Source organism: Tolumonas auensis DSM 9187 (assembly GCF_000023065.1).
GTDB classification, from domain to species: Bacteria; Pseudomonadota; Gammaproteobacteria; order Enterobacterales; family Aeromonadaceae; genus Tolumonas; species Tolumonas auensis.
Genome location: NC_012691.1, coordinates 475,289 through 495,063 on the forward strand (window position 1 = coordinate 475,289; position 19,775 = coordinate 495,063).

Genomic DNA, 19,775 nt, shown 5'->3' on the forward strand with positions numbered 1-19,775 from the left:
TACAGTTTTTAGGGATTAAATGCATTTTGCGATCAGAGCGGCAGAATGTAGCCATTTGAGATGGGAATATACGCAGTTAAAACAGATAGCAGAAAAGCCGGCTAGCGGTTAAAAAAACGCTAGCCGGTGATTTATCTGGAAAAATACTTAGTGCAGTACGCCTTGTGATGTTTCCGGTGGCGTCAGCTGGTCGTTATAGATTTTCTCTACATCGCTGGCAGAAAAATGATATTCAGTACCGCAGTAATCACAGTCCATTCTGATTTCATCATGCTCTTCCAGTAACGCATCGACTTCCGTTTTACCTAACTGCAGTAATGCGGCTTCACAACGTGAGCGTGAACAGGTGCAGACAAAACTGACGGCCTGCGGGTCAAACAGACGGACTTCTTCCTGGTGATACAGACGATAGAGCACTTCTTCGGCCGGCAGATCCAGCAGTTCTTCACTCTTGATGGTATCGGTCAGGGTCACGATATGTTCAAAATCCAGCGCATGCTGTTCGCTGTTACTGTTTGGCATGGCCTGGATCAGCATACCTGCCGCTTTCGGCTGTTCTTCATTCAGTCCGGTTTTGAGCCAGATACGGGTTGGCAGCTGTTCAGACTGTGCGAAGTAACCTTCCAGACAGGCGGCCAGAGTGTCGCCATCCAGCGCGACGATCCCCTGATAACGTTCACCTTCATCCGGGATCACGGTGATCATCATATGACCTTTACCGATCAACTCATGCAGACCGGCATTTTCAGCAATCACACCTTCATAGCGGGCCACACCGCGTAGCCGCTGCTGATGATCGCCATTAATTACCGCAAACCGTACCGGGCCATCGCCCTGCAGTTGCACAGTAATCGATCCTTCAAATTTCAGCGTCGCGGTCAGCAGACTGGTGGCGACCAGCAATTCACTCAGTAAACGCTGGATTGCCAGCGGATAGTGGTGACCACCCAATATATCCTTAGTGGTCTGGTTCAGCTGAACCAGCTCGCCACGCACTTCATAATTTTCAAATATAAAACGATGCAGTTGATCCGGAATTTGGCTCATGTCAGATATTCTCAGTGTTAAATTCGGAACGACGCCGGAGCATCACTCGCCTTGTTTAAAACGCATCAGGTCGCGTCGTTGTTTTTTGTCCGGCTTAGTGTCGGGGTGCGGTGCATATAACGCATTCAGCCGGTGAGCTTCGGCATTCCGCTCCCGCTTCACAATACTTTCGTCCGTTTCGGCATAAAGTAATTGTGCCTGCGCCGCGGATAAGCGCTGCACACTTAATGCCAGCACCCGGACCTCTTTTTCATCATGTCCCTGACGGATCCGGAGCATAGCACCGACTTCGACCAGTTTTCCCGGTTTAGAGCGCTGACCGTTATAGTGCACTTTGCCACCTTCGATCATGCTGCGTGCCAATGCACGGGTTTTGTAGAAACGAGCAGCCCAGAGCCACTTATCAAGGCGGATCGCGCTGTTGTCAGTTGCTTCCGGCATGGCATTCTCCCGGGGATAATGGTGACGGTTAGTTTACCAGAAGCGAAGATCAAGGCGAACAACTCACATAGTTCTATCCTCAAACTGCTGAAAATTTGATATACTAGCTAGCCTGCTTGTGTTACCCACGTAATACACCCCGGATTAATGATGGCGCTGCCATCGTATTTTTCTTGTTCTGAATGGAGGGAACAATGGCTTTCGCTGCCAACAAGCGCTCCGTCATGACCCTGTTCTCCGGCAATGACATGTTTAGTCACCAGGTACGTATCGTCCTGGCCGAGAAAGGCGTGACCTTTGATATCTGCATGGTAGATGTAAACGCTCTGCCAGAAGAACTGCTGGAGTTAAACCCGTATAACTCCGTTCCTACTCTGGTTGATCGTGATCTGGTGCTCTACACCTCCCGTATCATCATGGAATATCTTGACGAGCGTTTCCCACATCCGCCGCTGATGCCGGTTTATCCGGTGGCTCGTGGTAACTGCCGCCTGATGATGCACCGTGTTGAACTGGACTGGTACACACTGGCAGACAAGATTCTGAACAATGCACCGGATGCAGAAGCAGCCCGCAAGCAATTGCGTGAAAGCTTGCAAGCCATGGCACCACTGTTCCAGGAATATCCTTACTTCATGAACGAAGAATTCAGCCAGGTAGACTGCTACATGGCACCATTGCTGTGGCGTTTGCCGGTAATGGGTATTGAATTTACGGGCAAAGGTGCTAAAGAGCTGAAAGCTTATATGACCCGCCTGTTCGATCGCGATTCATTTCAGGCTTCACTGACTGATATTGAACGCGAAATGCGTAACGGACCACTGTAATGGTACCGAACATGACGCCCAGTCGCCCTTATCTGTTAAGGGCGTTCTATGAATGGCTGCTGGACAATGACATGACACCGCACCTGCTGGTGGATGCCAATGCCAGAATGGTACAAGTACCGCAGCAGTATGCACGGGACGGGCAGATTGTTCTGAACATTGCACCGCAGGCCGTGGTGGCCTTCACGATGGACAACGAAGCGATCAGCTTTAATGCCCGTTTTGGTGGTGTTCCACAACAGCTCTATATCCCGATGGCTGCCGTATTGGCAATCCATTCACGGGAAAATGGTGCCGGTACTTTCTTCCCGCCAGAGTCAGCCTATGAGGCATGGCAGGAAGTTCAGCCTGCACCAGCGGAAAAAACGGATGTTACCGATGGCGATAAATCACCATCGCCCCGCCCTGATGGCCGGCCGACGTTGCGGATAATCAAATAAATAAAAAAGGGAATCGATAGATTCCCTTTTTTATTGCATAAATTTTACTGCTGAACGTATTCAAACACCCGGATGACTTTGGTGACACCGGAGACATTACGGGCAATTTCCACTGCCAGTTCGCCTTCATCACGAGTCACCATGCCCATCAGAAAAACCTGACTATCTTCGGTCACTACCTTGATATGACTGCTATCGAAATTTTTCTCGGCAATCAGTCGGGTACGGACTTTTGACGTGATCCAGCTGTCATTGGTGCGGATATCATAACCAGTCGGTTCAGTGATCTTGATTTCGTTATAAACTTTGCGCACACCGTTCTGACGCTCGGCCATGGCTTTCACTTCATCGCTGTGTTTGCGATACGGCGTTTGTCCGACCAGCAGCACAATACCGTTATTGCTGTTTATCGAAATGTGGCTGATCCGTGATATATCGGTGCGATCAGACAGCTCATTCCGGGTATTTAACTCGATCTTTTGATCATCCATCTGCGCGGTCACAGAGCGTCGGTCTTTGGCTACAACGACACCGGTGGCGGCACCTCCCGCCAGTAACACACCAACACAACCTTGCAGCAGTAATAAACTGGCCAATGATAATGGGAGCAGTTTACGCAACATAACAATTCCTCAACAGTTATTGGGGGAACAGCGTCTGGTCAATCAGATCACTCAGACAATTCAGGACGAGTAAATGGACTTCCAGAATGCGGGAAAACCTCGCGGAAGGACAGCGTATTTCAACGTCACTCGGCCCGAGTAAACCGGCCAGTTCACCACCATGGCCGGTATTTAATATCACCATCGTCATATCGCGTGATAACGCGGCTTCTGCCGCATGAATCAATTCCCGGTTGTCTTCTTCAGTGGTGATCAGCAACAGGATGTCGCCCTGCTGACCGAGCGCGCGGATCTGATGCGCGTAGACATCCTCAAATTTGCCGTAATGACTGAGCGAGCTCATCAGATTACCATCGCAGGTCAGCGCAATGGCTGGCAATGACGGCCGGGCAGTCTCAAAACGACTCATCAGGTGAGAAACAAATATTTGTGCCAGTGCTCCGGAGGCTCCGTTACCACAGGCGAGGATCTTATTACCGTTCAGCAGACAGATCGCCAGCATCTGCGCTGCCGTCTGGATACTTTCGGAAAGTACTTCGGCAGCCGCGATTTTTGTCTGAATACTTTCGGTAAAATTTTCTCTGATCCGATCCAAACCGCTTCTCCTAAAATGCGTTTTTTAACCAGCTACATTGCCCGTCATCGTACGATACTATGTCAAAACGGCAAGCCTGATGTGCTTCGTTGATGTGCTGACTCATTAAATAATAACGGGCAGTATGCCGGATCTTATGTTGTTTGGCGGGAGTGACCGAAGATAACGCGCCACCATAGTCACGCGAAGCCCGGAAACGGACTTCAATAAACACCAGTGTGTCCCGTTCCCGCATGATTAAATCTAATTCGCCCTGACGGCAGTGATAGTTGGCGCAGACAAACAGCAGCCCCTGCTGCTCAAGAAAGCATCGGGCCTGCTGTTCGTAGTGTTGACCTTTACTGCGCCGGTTGCTGAACGGCGGGTTGAGCAAGTGCTGGTTCATTGGTTGTTAATTGCCCGTTAGTGTAACGAGTCCAAACCAGATCATGGAGGATGACGCCATCGGTGGTGACATGCAGTACGCCTGTCAGACCATTCAGCGTCATATCCGGATTCTGGCGCAGTTCACTCAGCTGATTCACCAGATTACCGGCATCATAGCCCATGGCATATAAGCGTAACTGATCGCCACTGGCCTGAGGCAGCGCGGCGGTTGCTTTGGCTAACTCCTCCGGCATACGGTTCAGCATCCAGGGCATATCACCCAGTTGCATACCATTTAATGCCAGCGCCACATCGGCTCTCAGACCGCTGCTGTTACTTTTCGAACCCAGATAGTAGGTCGGCCGTACCGGTGAGTCACCCAGCATCATATCAACACTGGATTTGATGTTAGATGCTTCAAATGCCGATGCCAGCATGAAAATGGCGTCAACCCGATTCGGATCGCTGGCCGGATCATCCGCCAGTGACTGGATTTGACCGGCCTGCAGCGCTGTTCCTGTTCCGCCTAATTTCTGACGTAACAAGGTTAACAGTTCATCCCGGCTGCGGAATTTGGCAACAGTAGCCTCACCGATTTCCAGCGATTGCCAGTAGCTGTTAAAGCCAGCGGCAGTACGATCGCCAAGCGCGTTGGATGGCAGTAATAACAACGGATTTTTCAGACCATCTTCATGAATTTTCTGTGCAATCTGGGCCGCTTCATCTTCCGGAGACAGCGAGAAATAGTAGAGGTTATCGGCTGCAGGCTGATTACCCAGCTGGTTCAGCGCCAGTACCGGTACCGTTACATTGCTGGCTGACAGCTGCTCTACTTTATTTTTCTGCAAAGGTCCGATAACCAGTTGTGCACCGTTCTGCTGTGCTTTGGTTATTAATTCCGGCATCGACAGGCTGTTTTCATCGTAATACGTGAAAGTGAACTTGTTGCCTGCCGCGATATTGGCTTGTTCCAAACCGCTTTTCAGTGCATTTGCCGGTTCAGCCAGTTTGCCGGACAGTGGCAGGAAAACGGCAATTTTCTGAATGCCTGCGGTTGGCGTGATACCCGTGCTTTCAGCAATGACTGGCTGAGCCGAAGTATCGGTTGCCGGGGTAAAAAATGCGGCAGCCGGATGTCCCGGATAACGTTTCTGCCAGTCAGCAAATAACTGGCTCTGATTTTTCGGCTCTTTTGCTATCAGTGTCAGCTCCAACCAGCCTGCGGCTTTTTCCCGCTTCATGCGGTTAGCTGCACTGACATAGTTCTTCAGGGTATTGCTGTTGCTGTCTTGCAATAACAGCCAGATCTGTTGCTGGTTTTTACTGGCAAGATCCCCCTTCAGATAAGGATCCAGTGAGATCAGACTATTCGCAGCTGCCGTTTTCTGACCGGTTTTTAACAACAGTTCAGATTGCAGGCGATAGTAAAATTGCACGGTATTGCTGTCTAACGGGCGCAGGTCAATCCCGGCAATCCGGTTCAGCGCTTTGCTTGACTGTCCGTCTTTGCCCAGCTGTAAGGCATTTAACAGGCGCAAGGCAACTGTTTGCCGCGGAGTCGTCGCTTCTCTGGCCAGCTGTTGCTGCACCGCATTCGCCTGGGAACGATCGCCATCGGCAATCAGGCGGCGGGTTGCAAGCACCTGTAATGCAAAGCGATCTTCGGGGGAGGCACTATCAATACGTGACAGATACCACTGACTATCGTGTGTTAATGGACCGAAAGCAGACAACGGCGCGTTATCCACGCTACTATCGCGATTTCCGGCAGCACAACCTGACAACAACAGGACAATGGCAAACAGCCACCAGAAATGTGGTACAGTGCGCAACTTGCTAATCCGGCTCAAGATTTATCTCCAAGCTACCAACGTCTGGCCTCTAGTGTAATCGTCACACCGGAACGACACAAATTTTCGACAGGAGTTTTCATGACTATATCACCTTGTCTGTATATCGTACCGACCCCGATTGGTAACCTGTCGGATATTACGTTACGGGCCATCGAGGTTTTAAAGTCCGTTGATTGTATTGCCGCGGAAGATACCCGGCACAGCGGTATTCTGCTGCAGCATCTGGATGTAAAGGTGCCGATGCTGGCGTTGCATGATCACAATGAACAGCAGCGGGCGGGGGTGCTGATCCAGCGTATTCAGCAGGGGCAAAGCATTGCGTTGATCTCCGATGCCGGTACGCCGCTGATTAGTGATCCGGGCTATCACCTGGTGAAAGCCTGTCGTGATGCCGGCGTTAAAGTCGTGCCACTGCCAGGCCCGTGTGCCGCTATCACCGCACTGAGTGCGGCCGGTTTACCTACCGATCGCTTTGTCTTTGAAGGCTTTCTGCCTGCCAAAGAAAAAGGCAAGGATGATCGCCTGCAGGCACTGGCTGATGAAACCCGCACCATGGTGTTTTATGAATCGCCGCGCCGGGTGATTGATACCTTGACTGCGATGCTGCAGGTATTTGGCGAGCGTCAGATTGTCATCGCCCGCGAACTGACTAAAACCTTTGAAACCCTGCACAGCCTGCCACTTTCTGAAATGCTGGTGTGGCTGCAGGAAGACGATAACCGTACCCGTGGTGAATTTGTGCTGATGCTAGCAGGTAAACCAGACAACAGCGATGAGTTACCGGCGGAAGTATTGCGTACGCTGACGCTGCTGATGAGTGACTTACCGCTGAAAAAAGCGGCCGCGCTGACGGCGGAAATCTATGGTGTGAAAAAGAACGCACTGTATGCGTGGGGCTTAGAAAAGCAGAATTCTGAGAGATAGTTTGCTGTGTGGGCGTAACCTCCCTATAATGCGCGCGGGGTTGGCCGGGCAGTCGCCGTCTTGTTGTTGTGCCTTCGGGTAGACAAACAGGAGGGAGGAAAGTCCGGGCTCCACAGGGCAGGGTGCCAGGTAACGCCTGGGAGGCGTAAGCCTACGACCAGTGCAACAGAGAGCAAACCGCCGATGGCCCGCAAGGGATCAGGTAAGGGTGAAAGGGTGCGGTAAGAGCGCACCGCGCGACTGGCAACAGTTCGTGGCACGGTAAACTCCACCCGGAGCAAGACCAAATAGGCTTCCATGTCGCGGCCCGCGTCGGAAGCGGGTAGGTTGCTTGAGCCTGCGAGCGATTTCAGGCCTAGAGGAATGGCTGCCACCGCGCAAGCGGAACAGAACCCGGCTTACAGGCCAACCCCACTAATTATCCCGTTCACTTCACTGTGGCGGGATTTTTCGTTTCTGCCAGTCGTTTAAATTCCGCCCGCTGTATCTTAAGTTGTCCTGCCGGTAATTCCGGCCAGTCCAGCCATTGTTTCGGCAGCATGTAGGCGGGGAGGTATTGGCGCAGCCAGTCGGTCAGTTCACTGAATGAGATCGCTGATTGTTGCCAGTCGATAAAGCAGGCACAGCGCATACCCCATTCCGCATCCGCTACCGGTACTACGATGGCCTGCGCCACAGCAGGATGTTGCAGCAATTGCTGTTCGATCTGTTCCGGCTGAATATTTTCACCACCGCTGATGAACTGGTTGTCGATGCGCCCGGTGATCACCAGTGAGTCGTCCTGCCAGTAGCCGGCATCGCCTGTGTGAAACCAGCCATTATCATCCAGTGGTAGTAGCAGCGAACCGTCCGGCTGATAGTAACCGGCAAACAGGGTGTCACCCCGAACACAGATTTCGCTGTTCTTGATTGCCACTTCACGGCCAGCCAGCGGCTTTCCAACCCGTCCGGCTTGACCGGCCAGTGTGGTGCAGACCTGAGAAGCCATTTCGGACAGGCCATAACTGACCCACGGTGTCAGTTGCTGTTCACGGCATGCAGCGATCAGACTCTCTGGTAGTGGAGCACCACCCAGTAGCAGGTGGCGTACCCGGGTGGCAGAAAAATGAAAATCCGCCTGTTGCAGCAGCCGGTATAGCTGCGTCGGCACCAGTGACAGATGAGTGACGGGGGCTTTTTTCAGCAGTTCAGGCAGTGAAAGTGCAGGATCGGGCAGCACCACACAGGCGCCGGCCAGAAAGCAGCGGAACAGGATCGCCAGTCCGCCCACGTGAAAAAGCGGTAAGGATAATAACCAGCCATCATGTGCGGTGATCGGCACGAGACTGCCTTGCGCGTTCGCCAGATGATTCCGTAACCGGTGCGCGACGATTTTTGGTGAACCGCTGCTGCCGGAAGTAAAAATCAGATCACTCAGTTGTTCTTCATCCAGCTGACAGTCGCCCGATGCGGCGATTTCCTGTGAAAAATCGAAGATCAATCCGGATGAGGGCCAGCAATAAGTGGCATGAACCTGCTGCTGTAACGCCTGCTGTCGTGCAACAGGAAATGCCGGATTCACCGGACAGCAGACGATCTGCTCACGCCAGCAGGCCCAGAACAGCATGACCAGCTCTGTGCTGTTTTTACTGCAGAAAAAAAGATGATCACCTGCACGGAGTCCGGCATGTCTGAGTTGCTGTTGCAGCGCATTGAGCCGGACGTCCAGTTGCTGGTAGCTGAGACTGACGCCGGCATTCCATAAGGCGGGTTGAGCGGGTTGCCGTTGTGCGTGTTGCCGGATCGGACAATTTAACTTTGCCATACTACCTGTAACTTTGAGACGTCGACCTGTTGTTTATCATCCAGTACTGAGCCGTTGAAATAGCGCAGTGTATCCAGCCCCGGAGCCTGTTCCGGAGACCATTCAGTGGCCAGCAACGCCAGCAAGCGGTTGCCGAGTTGTGATTCATGGCTGGATGAGATCACCACTTTGACGCCATTCGCTTTGGCTTTTACCACCAGATCATGACATTTTTCCAGAGAACCAATCAGCATCGGTTTCAGAATCAAACCTTTAAGCTGGGGGAAAAAGTCCCACTGGCCCTCACAGCAGAGGATCTCATCCAGTGCCACACCGATGCCGGTATGTGTGGCGACGGAACGGATATCCGCATAGGAGGGGCAGGGATCTTCGACATACTCGATGTGTGATGGATCGAGGTGATTCATGAACGTCCAGGCTTCTTCCCGGGTCCACTGCTGATTGGCATCAAGGATCAATTTGGTTTTCGGCGCTAGACGGATCAGCTCGCGAACCATGGACAGTTCATCCCGCATCGGATAACGAGCCACCTTCAGCTTGATCCGGATCGGGTAGTCATACAGCCACTCTTTCCAGCTCCAGATGATGTCATCGGGTGAGCCTTGCAGCAGCAGATAAGGTGGCAGTGGCGTATGTTTCAGTATCGGCCAGCTGCGGCGGGCACAATCCAGACCGAACTGGACCGAAGGACAAGAAACCGGGATGGTTTTGCCCTGTTTGAAGGCGGTTAAAAAGGCAATGGCTTCCTGTTCTGCTTCCGCCAGAGTTTCGCGGGAAAATCCGGGTAAGGGAGCGATCTCACTCCAGCTACTCCCCCAGTGCAGTAATAATCCTTCACGCTGCGTGATTGTCTGATCATGAAACGTCAGTGGCTGGGTGAGGGGCAGTTGATAACGGTACAGAGTGATATCCATGATGGACTGTCCTTATCCGCGGCAAAATTAACTTTGTTATATCATCATATATCAGATCCCGATGCAGAGATCTGCATCGGTCTGTTATTGCTGTGTTACGGATTACGCGGAAATTTATTGAAGTCAGGTTCACGTTTTTCGTTAAAGGCATTCCGTCCTTCCTGACCTTCTTCCGTCATGTAGAACAGCATAGTGGCGTTACCGGCCAGTTCCTGCAGACCGGCCTGACCATCGCAGTCGGCGTTGAGTGCCGCTTTCAGGCAGCGCAGCGCCATCGGGCTGTGCTGCAGAATTTCACGGCACCAGCGCACGGTTTCTTTTTCCAGCTCGGCCAGTGGTACCACGGTATTTACCAGCCCCATATCCAGCGCCTGCTGTGCATCATACTGACGGCAGAGGAACCAGATCTCGCGGGCTTTTTTCTGACCGACCAGACGCGCCATGTAGGAAGCGCCCCAGCCACCATCGAAGGAACCGACTTTCGGGCCAGTCTGACCGAAGCGGGCGTTGTCTGCGGCAATGGTCAGATCACACAGCATGTGCAGTACATGGCCGCCACCGATGGCATAGCCGGCAACCATCGCGACAATCGGTTTCGGACAGGTGCGGATCTGACGCTGGAAATCGAGCACGTTCAGATGATGTGTACCTTCGTCATCCTTGTATCCGCCGTAGTCACCACGCACTTTCTGGTCACCGCCAGAGCAGAACGCCAGCTCGCCTTCACCGGTCAGAATGATCACGCCGATGCTGGCATCGAAGCGGGCATCCTGCAGTGCTTTCATCATTTCCATCACAGTTAACGGGCGGAACGCATTACGCACCTGCGGGCGGTTGATGGTGATTTTGGCGATACCGTCCGCGGATTTGTGGTAACGGATGTCCTGATAGTCGGCACTGCAATCCTGCCATTCAACCGGGGCATACCAGCGGGCGTCGTCATCATGATGTTGCATAATTTTCTCTCATCAAAAGGTGAAGGCGTTCAGCCACTGCCGGATGACAGCGGCCATTGAATCGGGGGTTGCGCGGTGCAGGTTATGACCACCGGCGAGACAGGTTAACTGTAACTGCGGGTTTGTTGCGGCCAGTTGTTCGCCGACAGTCCGGAACTTCAGATCCTGCTCACCGCAAAGATACAACATTGGCAGTGAGGTCGTTTTGATCCAGCCCTGATAGTCGGCCTGCCTTGCCAGCGAACAACGGCAGAGCATGCGGGCTAATGACCGGCCGGTGTTCTGACTGCGTTCTGCAATCAAAAGTGTTCGTTCTTGTGGGCTTAAATCACTGAACACTGGTTGCTGATACCAATCCGCCAAAACATCAGGTAACGCTTCCCGATAAAAACGACGGGCCCATTGTGCATCGGCTTTGGCCCGGTTCTGACGTTCCGCGGGTGAGTTTAAACCGGGATGTGCATTTTCCAGTAACAGGCTTTGCAACCCGGCCGGATGTGTCGCCGCGAACTGTAACGCCAGACGTCCGCCGAGCGAATAACCCAGCAGATGATATTGGCGGATGTCGCGCAGGGTTAACTGTTGCTGCAGCCACACAGGGAAATCAGCCATATGCCGTAATTGCTGATTTTGTGCATTACCATGACCGGGGAGATCCAGCGCGACACAATTGATTTCCGGCAGTAAGTCGCTCAGCGGTTGCCAGTCACTGGCCGCACCAAGAAAACCATGTAGCAGAACAATATTCGGTTTGCTCACGCAGGCAGGCTCCGCACCTGCAGGGCGAAATTCTTCAGCCAGTCGGCAGCTTCTCCGGTCGCCACTTTGCATTCCAGCAGGGTGGCTCCGGGGTGTGACAGTGCTTGCTGATATGCCTGCCGGAAGCTGATGGCACCCGTCGGGGCGGCGTAAGCGAGCCGGAACTGTTCAGCGCTGGCCCGGAAATCCAGACCATGCGGCAGTTGATAGAACCGCTCACGGATCTGATTCTGCTCCGGCACCGGCAGCATATGAAAGATATTGCCGCCATCATTGTTGATGATGATCAGCACGAACGGGGCCGTCAGTTCGCGTAATAACGCCAGGCTGTTGAGATCATATAACGCAGAACTATCGCCCAGCAGCAGGGTAGTCGGCTGAGAGGTATTGGCCCGGGCAATGCCGGCAGCCGTCGCAATCAGACCGTCAATGCCGGAGGCACCGCGGTTGGTGTAGATATGGGAAGGTTGTGCACCTGAAGTACCGAGCATGTCCAGCAGACGGATCGGCATGCTGTTGCCAATAAAGAGTTGCCCCTGCAGCTGGCTGTTCAGTTGGTGGCACAGCGTGATTTCGCCCCATTCCGGTAATTGCTGTGTAATCAGTCCGGCAAGTTTGCCATCCCATCGCGGCAGCTGATGCCATGGGATCCGGTGCGGTTCACACTGATGCGCCTGACACCATAACTCAGGTGAGGTGACGAAGCGTTGCTGTACTGCCAGACCACTATCCAGACGCTCGCTGCCGGCATCGATCTGCCAGCAGTGCTGCCAGTTGTGGCCGTCTGCAAATTGCTGCAGGCGTTTGGAGGTCAGACGGCCGCCAAACAGGAGCAGTGTTTCTGCCTGCGCTAATTCCTCACGAAATGCCGGATGATGCAGTGCCAAATCGGCATAGGTCATCGCTTGCGGATGGAAACGCAGCTGCGACTGGATATCAGCCAGTAATGGCCAGCCGGTCTGTTGTGCCAGTTTCAGAATGGCACCGGTATCCTGCTGGCGGGACAAACGGCCTGCGATAATAATCCCTTTGCTCTGACGCACTTCCGCCCAGAGCGGGTGAGTCTGGCAAATCGGCTGGACGGCATGGTATTGCGTCCAGGGCTGAGCGCTGCGCAGCCAGTGAGTTAAACCGCGTAAGGCATTGCCCGGTATTTGCTGACCGGCCACCGGATACAGCGGTTCGCGGAACGGGCAATTCAGATGTACCGGTCCCGGCGTTTGTTGCTGCTGAAACGCAGCCTGATCAACGGAGGCAAGCAGCCAGGATGGTGTAATGTCATGATCCGGCGCGGGGAATAACTGCTGGTAAACCGGATAATTGGCAAAGATATTCGCCTGCGTGATCGCCTGATTAGCACCACAGCCGAGCAGTTCGGCCGGCCGGTCAGCCGTCAGCAGCCAGAGCGGGATCCCGGACTGACGGGCTTCCACCACCGCGGGCAGTAAATTTGCCACGGCACTGCCGGAGGTAACAATCACCGCAACAGGGCGCTGACTGCCTTGCGCCAGCCCCAGCGCAAGAAACCCCAGGCCGCGTTCATCAAAATGCAGATGTGTGCTGATAGCCGGATTGGCCGCGGCCGCCAGTGTCAGCGGGGTGGAACGGGAACCGGGGGCGATGCAGATATCGCGGATCCCCAGCCGGGCCAGCTCTTCAATCAGTAACGCACTCCACAGGGCATTCAGACTATCCAGTGATTGCCACTGCTCAGTCATGCCAGGCACCGAGCATACTGCCGAGCTTGGTATCCAGCTCCTGCCATTCGGTATCGGCATCAGAGCCGGTCAGAATTCCTGCACCGGTATAGAGATGCAGTTGCTGGTCATGCCATAAGCCACTGCGGATCGCGACCGTGAACTCCGACACATCCTCACTGATAAAGCCACAGGCACCGGCGTACCAGCCGCGCTGGTGTTGTTCCAGAGCGCGGATCTGGGCGAGGGCTTTCCGGCGCGGTGAACCGCCGACAGCCGGTGTCGGATGAATGCTTTTCAGTAATTGCCAGTCGGTTGTGTCTGGCCGCAAAGAGGCTTCAATTTCACGTTTAATATGCTGGATATGTTGCAGCGGCAGGATATGCGCATCCGACACAACCGCGGTCTCGGCTAACCCGTCCAGACGGGTCAGAATATCGGTATGCACGAAGCGGTTTTCCAGCCGGTTCTTGCCATCCTGCAATAACAACGTAGCCAGTTCGGCATCCTGCTCCGGATCGCCGGTGCGCGGGGTACTGCCCGCCAGTGCTTCACTGAGCAGCTGACGATCCTGACGGCGGTAGAGCCGCTCCGGTGAGCTGGCGATAAAGCAACTGTCAGGAGAAAACTGGAAGCCGATATGAAAGCAGGCCGGTGCGGCACACTGCCAGCTGGCCAGTAACGACCAGGGTTCCAGCGGTTCATTGAATGTCAGCGTTGAGCGACGCGATAACACCACTTTCGGGATCGTTTTCAGTGCTTCCGGTTGCAGGACCTGAGAGAGCCATTGCATCCAGCGTGGTTTGTCGGGGGTATCCTGACGTTCACGTTGCGTCGGTAAATATTTACGCAGGGTTTTTTCCGGTTGTAACTGCTGCAGCGCTGTCCGTGCTGCCGCCATTTCCTGTTCTGCATTAGCGCCTTCAAACCAGAGATTACAGACCAGCTCCGTCTGATTTCCCTGCCGGATCAGCTCGATCCGTGGCAACACAAAACGGCATTGTCCGAAGTCCTGCCATTCCCCGGTCACCGGCTGCTGATAATCAAACGCCAGACCGCCGTAATAGCGTGGATAGCTGCCGGCGTTCGGGCGCTGTTGTCCGGTCAGTTCGGCCAGCTGAGCCGGATCGGTCAGTTCCCTGATCGCGCCTAAAACTGCAAATTCACGGTCGCGTTCACGCGCGTGCCAGTAAATACGCGGATACAGTGGCTGTGCTTTCAGCCAGCCAATCAGTGAGGTGACATCCACAGGTGCACGCAGACGAACAAAGCCGTGTTGATCTGTTTTAGCAAGTGCGTTCAGTTGTTCCAGTAAACGAATTTGAGCCAGCATGGGAATAATCGCATTATCAGGATGCCATCAGTCGCGATAGGGGCGGGAAACTGCCAAAAGGCGTTGGCATCCGGTATAGTACGCCTTTGCAGGAGTGGCGTCCGCCCGCAGAATCGTATCAGTATAGGGCTGAGCGCTCCAAGGGTAAACCCACCTGTATCAGTTGTGGCATATAGTCGCCGTGGAATGAAAGGAAATGAGTGGTCGGATGAATAAACCACGTTGGAAAATCTGGTTGCAGGCGGCTCGTCTGCGAACTTTGCCGCTGGCTTGTGCCGCGGTGTTGCTGGGCAGTGGTCTGGCTGCCGGCGCTGATCAATTCCGGAACAGCGTTTTTGTGTTATGTTTGCTGACGGCGATTGGTTTGCAGGTTTTATCTAATCTGGCGAATGATTACGGTGATGCTGTTTCCGGTGCGGATAATGAGGATCGGGTTGGTCCGCAGCGCACGGTAGTTAGCGGACTGATTACCCGTGAGCAGATGCAGCGTGCGATGTCGCTGGTGGCCGGGTTGACCATTGTCAGTGGCTTGAGTCTGTTATGGACGGCGTTTTCCGGTGACTGGCCGGCGATCCTGACGTTTATTGGTTTTGGTACGCTGGCGCTGGTAGCGGCCGTGACGTATACCGTTGGCCGGCGGCCTTATGGTTACCGGGGATTAGGCGATTTGTCGGTATTCCTGTTTTTCGGTCTGCTCGGGGTGCTCGGAACCTATTATCTGTTTACCCGGCAGTTTGATCCGCTGTTGATCCTGCCCGCGGCAGGCTGTGGTTTTCTGGCCACCGCCGTGCTTAATATTAATAATATCCGTGATATGGATACCGATATTGCCACTGGCAAGCGGACATTTGCAGCCCGGATTGGCCGTTCCTGGGCCCGCCGTTACCACTGGTTTCTGGTGCTCGGCGGAGGTCTGATGGCGATGGTCTATATTGTATTGCGTGCACAAACCGCCTGGCCCTGGCTCTGTCTTCCGGCCTGGGGACCGTTAATTCTCTCCGCCTGGGTGGTGGCGACCAGTCAGGATCCGGTACTGCTGGATAAGCAATTAAAACGAACCGCCATCAGTAGCCTGTTATTTAATCTATTGCTGGCTATCGGTTTTGCGCTCGACTAATCTGTTTTCTTCGGATTTGTTTTAAGCATGTTCTACCGGAGGGAAAAATGGATTTTCATGTCTGGCTTACTTATCTGGCGACCACCATTGTATTCAGTATTTATCCGGGTTCTGGTGCAGTAAATACCATCAGTAATGCCATCCGTTACGGGGTGCGCGGTTCGGTACCGGCTATCGCCGGATTACAGCTGGGTTTGTCGATTCATTTAGCGCTGGTGGGTGTCGGGCTGGGCACATTGCTGGCGCAATCCGCCACTGCATTTGCCGTGCTGAAATGGCTGGGTGTCGCTTATCTGGTCTGGCTGGGCTGGACGAAATGGCGTGAAGTGCCGCAACTGATGAAAAATGGCGTAGGTCAGGAAGATGGTCCGCGTCCGGCGCTGTTCTGGCCCGCGGTATTCGTGAATATTACCAATCCGAAAAGTATCGTGTTTCTGGTCGCTCTGTTCCCGCAGTTTCTGCATGCTGATTATCCGCTGTGGTCGCAGGCGCTGATTTTGTCCGTTACCTGTGTGCTGGTGGATATCATTGTGATGCTGGGGTATGCCTCACTGGCCGCCCCACTGACACATCTGGTACAGAACGAAAAAGGCATGCGCACGCAGAACCGCATCTTTGGTTCACTGTTTATTGCGGCCGGAGCATTGCTCTCTGGCGCATCCCGCTAAGTTAAAACAGGTACCGCCGGGTATGTTTTCCGGCCGGAAATAATATTTCTGAGCGAATCATGCCGAAACTTGAAACGTTGCTACGCGCAGTCCATGCTGTTATGTAGAATAGGCAATCAGATAACTGATCGAATTTTTGGAGTAAATCATGGCTACTAAGCCAGAGAAATCAGCCGGGAATGCAAAACGCCCGGACAACAAGAAGAAAAAGCCAGCCTTTAGCGCACAAGAAGCCCGCGAACAGAAAAAACAGGCTAAGCGTAAAGGTCTGCGCCCGGGTGCCCGTAACAGTGCTGAAACCCAGGAACAGAAAAACCAGAGCGTTAAAAATAAAGATGCCCGTGTTGGTTCCCGTAAACCTGTAGCACTGGTGGCAGAAGCACCGGTGGCGGTTGTTAAAGCGCCGAAACCTGCTGCACCGAAAGCAGAACCACAGATGCCGCCGGAACAACAGCTGGCCAAGTGGGAACGCGAGCTGGAGAAGCTGGAAAACGACGATCGTCTGAATGCACTGCTGGACAAACTGGAACTGGAACAGCCGATTTCTGAAGAAGATCAGGAATGGCTGGATAAAAAACTGGCCCGTCATCAGGAACTGCTGAAGTTGCTGGGATTGAATGAAGAAGAAAAAGTCGCCAGCGATCCGGATGAATTGCTGCAGCGCTTTATCGAAAGCGATTTTGATCCCAACCAATTCGACAGCCGCTATAAAGAAGACTGATTAAGTCTGCCGCCACACGGCACTGTCCGTGTGGCTCTATCCTGTGCCGCCCGGGCGAATCACCCGATGGTTATATCAGCAGTGCGGTATCGTTTTGAGCCAGGCTGAGTGAGGTGTAACTATGGATAGCGAGCTGGAACTTTTAGAAAAATATATCCGTGCAAACTTCGAATATGACAGTGCAGGCAGTTTAATTGATCCGTTAGATGCGGTTGTGATCAGCCCGGTTAATGAGTCACAGCTGACTACGTCACCCTTCAAAGAAGCCGGCGCCCGAATGGGGGATTATTGGGTGGATGATTCTGTTTACGGGTTCATTTTCCGCATTGAAAACGGTGTGGTAACTAAATTGTGGTCTAATGATTAACACCGGAATAGAGATCTGCCTGATCGTAAGATGCTGCAACTGCATTTATTTGGATTGACACATCAAGTGTGCATCGACCAGGTAAACAGATTGGTATTGGATCTGTTTTTGATCCTTTCATCGATATACAAGGTGCCTGACAGTTCAGTTTCCAATACCTCCATGTTTTCCCCTAAGACATAGCTTACGGCATTGGCAATTAATTCCCTGAGCGGAGTATAGACAGTCACCAGTGATGGATAAATCTTGTTGATCAAGGGATCGGCGCCAATGCCAACAATCGAAATATCGCTGTGAGCTATTTCGTTTATTTCTGATAAATATTTTACGGCGCCCAAAGCCATGGCATCGTTAAAACAAAGTAATCCGGTAAAGTCTCGGGTTTTTCTGAACAAATCTCTGCAAGCTGAATAGCCGCCATCAATATCTCTGGTGCCCTCTGAAAAATGGGTGGGCAGAAAGGCTTTGTTATGTTTTTCTATTGTATTTTTAACGCCTGACACTCGGGTTCTGGCTGTTTCTTCCGATAGCGGGGCTGACAGATAAGCAATTTTTTCATGTCCGTTAGATAACAGATATTCAGCCGCCAGGGAGGCGATTTTCTCGTTATCAAACCAGAAATATTTTTCTGCCTGTTGTTCGCCTTTTTTATTCAGTATGGCTATCGGCTTACGCAAGTTATCCAGAACAGTTCTGATGTTTTTGCTATTGAAATCGACGTTTATAAACGAACTGTGGTAATAGATGATGCCATCACATTGATGAACCATCAGTTTATTTATTGAATCAATAAATGACGATGCTGAATCATCCATTTCAACGACTATTGCGACCTTTCCGCTTTCAGCCAATAAATCTATACAGGTAGTAATAAAATCATAGGTGTTAATATAATAGTTGCTTCTGTTCGGTATAATTAGGCCGATCACATTCGTCGTTTTTGTCGTCAGAGACTGAGCAATCAGGTTTGGCTGATAATGCAGTTCATTTATTATTTTCTCAACCCTTTCCCTGATTGCTGGTGAAACGGCCTTATTATTTATGACCCGGGAGACAGAGGCTTTTGAAACACCCGCTAATTGTGCGATATCGTCCATTTTAACCATCTTAAACTCCTCATTTATCCTGATGCTCAATAACCTGAATGATGTCGTTAAAATGTGGTGAAGACATCTCTCTTATCTAAAAAACACGAACAAATGAAACCGGTTTCAGCTTGTGAAAATAATAGTATCAGTATGGTTATTAAGCCAAGCACTATGAGTGTGACATCAATCACAAATGCACGAATGTGTTAGTTTGCGTTGATCGTTTTAGTTCATTTGTGTATGTTTTTAGCTGTTTCTTGTCTGAACTGACAGATCTGGATTGATAGATCCGCACAAAACACCAAACCTGCTTTTTTGAATTTAGATATTGAGGTCACGAAAAGTGGAAAAACTGGCTCCTGAAGAGCGTCAGCAAATCATTCTGGATTTATTACAATCGGAAGGAAAAGTCCTGGCGATTGATCTGGCTACGCGGTTAAACACGACGGAAGCGACCATTCGCAGGGATCTGCGGTATTTATCTGACAATGGATTATGCAAACGCATCCATGGCGGTGCTTTAGCAAAGTCGGCGATAATCGCGACGCCGCTTGAACGTAAATTAATTAGTTCAGATGAAAAGAAAGCATTAGCTATTGCTGCGTTACGTCTGATTAAAAATAATCAGGTTATCTTTTTAGATTCCAGTACCACGCATTTACTTTTAGCAGATTTGCTTCCGCAAGATAAAAATCTGACGGTGGTTACCAATAGCATCAATATTGCAGCCCATTTATTAGATCGCTCAGGAATACGAACTATTGTGTTGGGTGGCGAATTAAATAGTCTTATCGGTGGTGCAGTTGATAGCAAAGCGATACAGGAACTGGCTATTTTAAAATTTGATCTGGCATTGGTCGGGGTTTGTTCCTGGAGCAGTGAAAGCGGTTTTTCTGCCGTGGATTATCAGGATGCGCAATTCAAGCGCATATTGGTTGATCGCGCCGGTGAAATCGCAGTGTTATGCACGCAGGATAAAATAGATAAATTTGCACCATATAAAATCATGGATACAGAAGATATTGATCATCTGATTTTGTATGAAAACAGCGACTCTCAACTGGAAAAACAGGTGACGGATGCCGGTGGTGCCATTTTTTATAATGAAGGGACAGTCTGAGCGATGATCTTAATGCCTATGTGAGGCGTACACAGGATATAACCATCTGCACGATACGTGATTTTTTGCTATAGCTATACCATGCGTGTGACTTAACTTTTTAAGTCTCTCTATT

21 protein-coding genes and 1 other RNA gene are annotated in these 19,775 nt (G+C 51.9%); 9 read left to right on the forward strand and 13 right to left on the reverse strand.

All coding sequences use genetic code 11. The annotated features are described in order from the left end of the window. Nucleotides 1–147: 147 nt before the first annotated feature. Nucleotides 148–1,047: an Hsp33 family molecular chaperone HslO gene (hslO, locus tag TOLA_RS02195; protein ID WP_012728648.1), complete on the reverse strand. Its 900-nt coding sequence runs from the start codon at nt 1,045–1,047 to the stop codon at nt 148–150. A gap of 42 nt (nt 1,048–1,089) precedes the next feature. Next, complete coding sequence (gene hslR, locus TOLA_RS02200) at nt 1,090–1,488, reverse strand: ribosome-associated heat shock protein Hsp15 (RefSeq protein WP_012728649.1); 399 nt, start codon at nt 1,486–1,488, stop codon at nt 1,090–1,092. A gap of 194 nt (nt 1,489–1,682) precedes the next feature. On the opposite strand from hslR, the gene sspA reads away from it, so the two are divergent. Together sspA and TOLA_RS02210 are read left to right on the forward strand one after the other, a co-directional pair. Continuing rightward, nucleotides 1,683–2,315 (forward strand): stringent starvation protein SspA, encoded by a 633-nt coding sequence (gene sspA / locus TOLA_RS02205; protein ID WP_012728650.1) that lies wholly within the window; start codon nt 1,683–1,685, stop codon nt 2,313–2,315. Nucleotides 2,316–2,326: 11 nt separating this feature from the next. Continuing rightward, nucleotides 2,327–2,755: a ClpXP protease specificity-enhancing factor gene (locus tag TOLA_RS02210; protein ID WP_041609625.1), complete on the forward strand. Its 429-nt coding sequence runs from the start codon at nt 2,327–2,329 to the stop codon at nt 2,753–2,755. A gap of 44 nt (nt 2,756–2,799) precedes the next feature. On the opposite strand, the gene dolP is transcribed toward TOLA_RS02210, so the two are convergent. Genes dolP through TOLA_RS02230 form a run of 4 tightly spaced genes read right to left on the reverse strand, consistent with a single transcriptional unit; the run spans nt 2,800 to nt 6,171 of the window. Beyond that, nucleotides 2,800–3,378 carry a division/outer membrane stress-associated lipid-binding lipoprotein gene (gene dolP / locus TOLA_RS02215; protein ID WP_012728652.1) on the reverse strand — a complete coding sequence of 193 codons (579 nt, stop codon included), beginning with the start codon at nt 3,376–3,378 and terminating at the stop codon, nt 2,800–2,802. Between the two features lie 16 nt (nt 3,379–3,394). Further along, complete coding sequence (locus TOLA_RS02220; RefSeq protein ID WP_012728653.1) at nt 3,395–3,973, reverse strand: SIS domain-containing protein; 579 nt, start codon at nt 3,971–3,973, stop codon at nt 3,395–3,397. Between the two features lie 10 nt (nt 3,974–3,983). After that, nucleotides 3,984–4,358, reverse strand: a complete 375-nt coding sequence (locus TOLA_RS02225; RefSeq protein ID WP_012728654.1) for a YraN family protein — start codon at nt 4,356–4,358, stop codon at nt 3,984–3,986. Further along, nucleotides 4,312–6,171: a penicillin-binding protein activator gene (locus TOLA_RS02230; RefSeq protein ID WP_041609448.1), complete on the reverse strand. Its 1,860-nt coding sequence runs from the start codon at nt 6,169–6,171 to the stop codon at nt 4,312–4,314. The genes TOLA_RS02225 and TOLA_RS02230 overlap by 47 nt, the downstream gene beginning before the upstream one ends. Before the next feature lie 99 nt (nt 6,172–6,270). On the opposite strand from TOLA_RS02230, the gene rsmI reads away from it, so the two are divergent. Continuing rightward, complete coding sequence (gene rsmI, locus TOLA_RS02235) at nt 6,271–7,116, forward strand: 16S rRNA (cytidine(1402)-2'-O)-methyltransferase (RefSeq protein ID WP_012728656.1); 846 nt, start codon at nt 6,271–6,273, stop codon at nt 7,114–7,116. 36 nt (nt 7,117–7,152) lie between these two features. After that, an RNA gene (rnpB, locus tag TOLA_RS16420) (RNase P RNA component class A) lies at nt 7,153–7,533 on the forward strand. A gap of 10 nt (nt 7,534–7,543) precedes the next feature. Here rnpB and menE read toward each other — a convergent pair. The 6 genes from menE to TOLA_RS02265 form a co-directional block, all read right to left on the reverse strand. Next, a complete protein-coding gene (gene menE, locus TOLA_RS02240) occupies nt 7,544–8,920 on the reverse strand; it encodes an o-succinylbenzoate--CoA ligase (protein ID WP_012728657.1) in 1,377 nt (458 codons plus the stop codon). Next, a complete protein-coding gene (gene menC, locus TOLA_RS02245; protein ID WP_012728658.1) occupies nt 8,908–9,834 on the reverse strand; it encodes an o-succinylbenzoate synthase in 927 nt (308 codons plus the stop codon). Before menC ends, menE begins: the two co-directional genes overlap by 13 nt. A gap of 95 nt (nt 9,835–9,929) precedes the next feature. Beyond that, nucleotides 9,930–10,790, reverse strand: coding sequence for a 1,4-dihydroxy-2-naphthoyl-CoA synthase (gene menB, locus TOLA_RS02250; RefSeq protein ID WP_012728659.1), 861 nt, complete (start codon nt 10,788–10,790; stop codon nt 9,930–9,932). Between the two features lie 12 nt (nt 10,791–10,802). After that, nucleotides 10,803–11,549: a 2-succinyl-6-hydroxy-2,4-cyclohexadiene-1-carboxylate synthase gene (gene menH, locus TOLA_RS02255; protein ID WP_012728660.1), complete on the reverse strand. Its 747-nt coding sequence runs from the start codon at nt 11,547–11,549 to the stop codon at nt 10,803–10,805. Then, on the reverse strand, nt 11,546–13,267 hold the full coding sequence (gene menD, locus TOLA_RS02260) for a 2-succinyl-5-enolpyruvyl-6-hydroxy-3-cyclohexene-1-carboxylic-acid synthase (protein ID WP_012728661.1): 1,722 nt from the start codon (nt 13,265–13,267) through the stop codon (nt 11,546–11,548). The genes menH and menD overlap by 4 nt, the downstream gene beginning before the upstream one ends. Next, nucleotides 13,260–14,579 (reverse strand): isochorismate synthase, encoded by a 1,320-nt coding sequence (locus TOLA_RS02265; protein ID WP_012728662.1) that lies wholly within the window; start codon nt 14,577–14,579, stop codon nt 13,260–13,262. The genes menD and TOLA_RS02265 overlap by 8 nt, the downstream gene beginning before the upstream one ends. 208 nt (nt 14,580–14,787) lie before the next feature. Here TOLA_RS02265 and TOLA_RS02270 point away from each other — a divergent pair, with 208 nt between their 5' ends. The 4 genes from TOLA_RS02270 (at nt 14,788) to TOLA_RS02285 (ending at nt 17,452) form a co-directional block, all read left to right on the forward strand. Then, nucleotides 14,788–15,696, forward strand: coding sequence for a 1,4-dihydroxy-2-naphthoate polyprenyltransferase (locus TOLA_RS02270; protein WP_245534223.1), 909 nt, complete (start codon nt 14,788–14,790; stop codon nt 15,694–15,696). A 47-nt stretch (nt 15,697–15,743) separates the two neighbouring features. Beyond that, nucleotides 15,744–16,364, forward strand: coding sequence for a homoserine/homoserine lactone efflux protein (gene rhtB / locus TOLA_RS02275; RefSeq protein ID WP_012728664.1), 621 nt, complete (start codon nt 15,744–15,746; stop codon nt 16,362–16,364). Nucleotides 16,365–16,512: 148 nt separating this feature from the next. Beyond that, nucleotides 16,513–17,085, forward strand: a complete 573-nt coding sequence (gene yihI, locus TOLA_RS02280; protein ID WP_012728665.1) for a Der GTPase-activating protein YihI — start codon at nt 16,513–16,515, stop codon at nt 17,083–17,085. A 121-nt stretch (nt 17,086–17,206) separates the two neighbouring features. Continuing rightward, nucleotides 17,207–17,452, forward strand: coding sequence for a hypothetical protein (locus TOLA_RS02285; protein WP_012728666.1), 246 nt, complete (start codon nt 17,207–17,209; stop codon nt 17,450–17,452). Nucleotides 17,453–17,514: 62 nt separating this feature from the next. Here the strand turns inward: TOLA_RS02285 and TOLA_RS02290 are convergent, their stop codons facing one another. Continuing rightward, nucleotides 17,515–18,558: a LacI family DNA-binding transcriptional regulator gene (locus tag TOLA_RS02290; RefSeq protein WP_012728667.1), complete on the reverse strand. Its 1,044-nt coding sequence runs from the start codon at nt 18,556–18,558 to the stop codon at nt 17,515–17,517. Between the two features lie 325 nt (nt 18,559–18,883). Here TOLA_RS02290 and TOLA_RS02295 point away from each other — a divergent pair, with 325 nt between their 5' ends. Then, nucleotides 18,884–19,660, forward strand: a complete 777-nt coding sequence (locus tag TOLA_RS02295; protein ID WP_012728668.1) for a DeoR/GlpR family DNA-binding transcription regulator — start codon at nt 18,884–18,886, stop codon at nt 19,658–19,660. Nucleotides 19,661–19,775 lie beyond the last annotated feature (115 nt).